General features: G+C 52.4%; 5 protein-coding genes. All 5 read right to left on the bottom strand.

All coding sequences use genetic code 11. From position 1 onward, the window contains the following. Positions 1-697 (bottom strand): Crp/Fnr family transcriptional regulator (locus ACOYNV_RS27375; protein WP_422902982.1); only part of this gene is annotated, 697 nt, incomplete at its 3' end. Positions 698-704: 7 nt separating this feature from the next. Then, a complete protein-coding gene (locus ACOYNV_RS27370) occupies positions 705-1,151 on the bottom strand; it encodes an ATP-binding protein (protein WP_422902981.1) in 447 nt (148 codons plus the stop codon). An 8-nt stretch (positions 1,152-1,159) separates the two neighbouring features. Beyond that, positions 1,160-1,504 (bottom strand): STAS domain-containing protein, encoded by a 345-nt coding sequence (locus tag ACOYNV_RS27365; protein ID WP_422902980.1) that lies wholly within the window; start codon positions 1,502-1,504, stop codon positions 1,160-1,162. Between the two features lie 417 nt (positions 1,505-1,921). Beyond that, positions 1,922-2,290 (bottom strand): hypothetical protein, encoded by a 369-nt coding sequence (locus tag ACOYNV_RS27360; RefSeq protein ID WP_422902979.1) that lies wholly within the window; start codon positions 2,288-2,290, stop codon positions 1,922-1,924. Next, the gene (locus ACOYNV_RS27355) at positions 2,287-2,430 is read right to left on the bottom strand and encodes a hypothetical protein (protein ID WP_422902978.1); all 144 of its coding nucleotides are present in this window, start codon (positions 2,428-2,430) and stop codon (positions 2,287-2,289) included. The genes ACOYNV_RS27360 and ACOYNV_RS27355 overlap by 4 nt, the downstream gene beginning before the upstream one ends. Positions 2,431-2,585: the final 155 nt, after the last annotated feature.

The raw sequence follows: 2,585 nt of genomic DNA, 5'->3' as shown, positions 1-2,585 counted from the left end.
TGGCTCCATTAAGCCGCGATTCAAATGGCTCCATAGGGGCGCGAGATAACACCATGAAGCCACATACTTCGATGTCATCCCTTTCGGCAAACAGGGGGCGTTGCAACGGCAGCATGCTGGCCTGTAGCTGGCGGGCAACGTCGAGTTCCTTGCGCAGATGGATCAATTCGAGTTGTTCACGCTGCGCTGTCAGAGCCAGATCGCTAGTGCGTCGCATGCGTTCGCTGAGCGAAATCCGGAGATTTCTAGCCACGCTGGGCAAGGTCATCAACCGGTTCCAAAACACCTCGGGAGAAAGCTTCAGTACACGTGAATTCGAACGAGCGAGAACCAGTGCCGACACCGGCTTGCCATCAATCGCAGATAGTTCGCCAATGCACTCGCCCGGAGCAATGGGAATGGCATTGTCGGTGCCCGGGGTGCTGTCGAGGTGGACAACGACATCTCCGGAAAACAGGATGAATATATTCTGATTGTGTTCGCCTGGCGTGAGCAACCGGGTGTTGGCCGGCAACTCCATCACCTCGCTGTCCGACAAGGAGAGCAACAGTGCATCAGGGGCCACATCCCGAAACAAGGGAATCCAGGTCAGGCCAAACTGACGACGATCCCGTTTCCGGCGATCCTGTTCGAGTGGAATGACTTTTGTTCGACGATCCTGGTGTCGCTTAAAGCCTGAGGTCCTGACGAGATTCATTCAATAATTATGCATCACACCAGCTGACGCTGAAGGTGAATTCGTTACAGCCGTTCGTATAACGATAGACCAGGGCGTCGGAAAAGCTGCGAATCATCATCAATCCCAAACCGCCAGGTCCAGCCTCGTCCAGGCTGGCTGCCCGAGGTTTGGGTGTGGTGCTTGTGGGGTCAAAAGGCGGTCCGCTATCGATCAATGTCACGGAAGCTTCGCTCAGCCCCCCGTCGTTTCTTACACCTACCCGCAGCAAAACCGGGGCAAGGTCGTCGCTGTCGCCATGAAAAATGAGGTTTGCCAACGCCTCGTTTAGGCAAACGTCGAGCCGTTCCAACTGATTTGAAGGAACGCGCAGTTCACTGCCTATCTGCTCAAGCCAAGCAGAGGCACGACGTACTTCGTTGACTTCCGCACGAATAGAAAGATCCGAACTTGACTGAGAAGTACGTTCGGACATGGCATACATCAGGCAAGGACGCCCTTTTCGGCGGCATCATATTCCAGGTACATGGGGATCAATGCATCGACCCCTGTAGTTTCGAGCGTCTTGGCCACTGTGGCATTGTCGCCAACGAACAGCACCATACGACCGCCACGCTGTTTGAGCGCCTTGGCATTTGTAATGATGGCGCGAATTCCGATCGATGCCAGAAAGCTGACCGCAGTCAAATCGACAACCACGCGCCGCTCTGCGGAACTCGAAAAGGAGGCGAATTTGGTCGCAATCTCATCGGTTCCCATAATGTCGAGACGCCCGGAGATGAAAATGCGGCGGAGACCTTCGTCAATGTCTATAAACTCAATGGCCATAATGAATGCGGTCCTGAAAGAGGGTTCTGGCGATGTGACAGCCCGTATGTGGCTATAGAATACATAATTATTGTGAAACAATTGTGACAATTTTGACAATTATGTCTATTTTGTCGTTGTTTCGGCAACAAGAGCAAGGGCGATTGGCATCAAACTACTGCGTTTTCCGACGATGCCGCTCTGAATCAACCCCAAAAGCATTACCTTCCGTGACCGTTGGTTTAGCAAAACAGGATTTTTACCTACCAGACACGGTAGCCGGACTGCGCCTCTCTTCAATCTCGGTGTGCCGCACCACGCTGACCTCATGTCAATCATGGAATCCGGAAACAACAACTGAAAAAAAGCCGGGAATACCCGGCTTGATGTTTCAGTGGGCCTGACCTTGGTACAGCGTCAGGGATAAGCGCCTTACTGCTACCCTTTGGCAGGACGTCCGGTCTTGATGAGATTCAGCGCCTGCACGGCTGCGGTCAATGCTGCGTCGGACTGGTCGGCAAAACCGATGATGGCCGCTCTCAGCAATTCACTCTTTTTTACAGCCACTCCGTTGGCCAGACAACGCTTTTTCATGGTGGCGAGCAGGCTGTACTCGGACTCGGGCATGGTGAAGCTGTCCCGGATCAGCTTGTCTTTCTTAGGTTTGACGCTCTTCACTGACTTGGCTGCCGGCTTTTCTGCAGTTTTTTCAACCGGGGCTTTTGCCGCTTTCGGAGCCGCTTTGGAAGGTGCGGGGATAACTGCTTTAGGTACCGACTTGGCCGTTGCTTTGGCGGCGGGCTTCAACGCAGATTTTGCGGGAGCTTTCTTTCGGATTTTGCTGAAGATTTTTCGGCGGGAGCATTTTCTTGAACTCCGCCAACATCACTGAATACCGTTGCCGGATCGTTAACTTCTGCCTCATCGGGCGTGGATTTTTTGGTCATCGCTGAACTCCCTTTTTCACCGTAAATGGTATATATAATTTATACTGATTCTTGGTGTTTGGCAAGCCATTGTTCTGCCTGAAGTTTCTCAAACTATTTAAAGCGTGTCCTTCCGGCAAGAGTGCATGATTTTTCTTAACCAGCTTGCTATCGTC

This window comes from Propionivibrio sp., assembly GCF_049316945.1.
Lineage (GTDB): Bacteria > Pseudomonadota > Gammaproteobacteria > Burkholderiales > Rhodocyclaceae > Propionivibrio.
This window is presented reverse-complemented; position numbering and strand designations above follow the sequence as displayed.

Coding starts and splice junctions, on each gene's coding strand:
- ACOYNV_RS27355 (WP_422902978.1), bottom strand. CDS start 2,430: ATGACCAAAAAATCCACGCCCGATGAGGCAGAAGTTAACGATCCGGCA.
- ACOYNV_RS27370 (WP_422902981.1), bottom strand. CDS start 1,151: ATGTCCGAACGTACTTCTCAGTCAAGTTCGGATCTTTCTATTCGTGCG.
- ACOYNV_RS27365 (WP_422902980.1), bottom strand. CDS start 1,504: ATGGCCATTGAGTTTATAGACATTGACGAAGGTCTCCGCCGCATTTTC.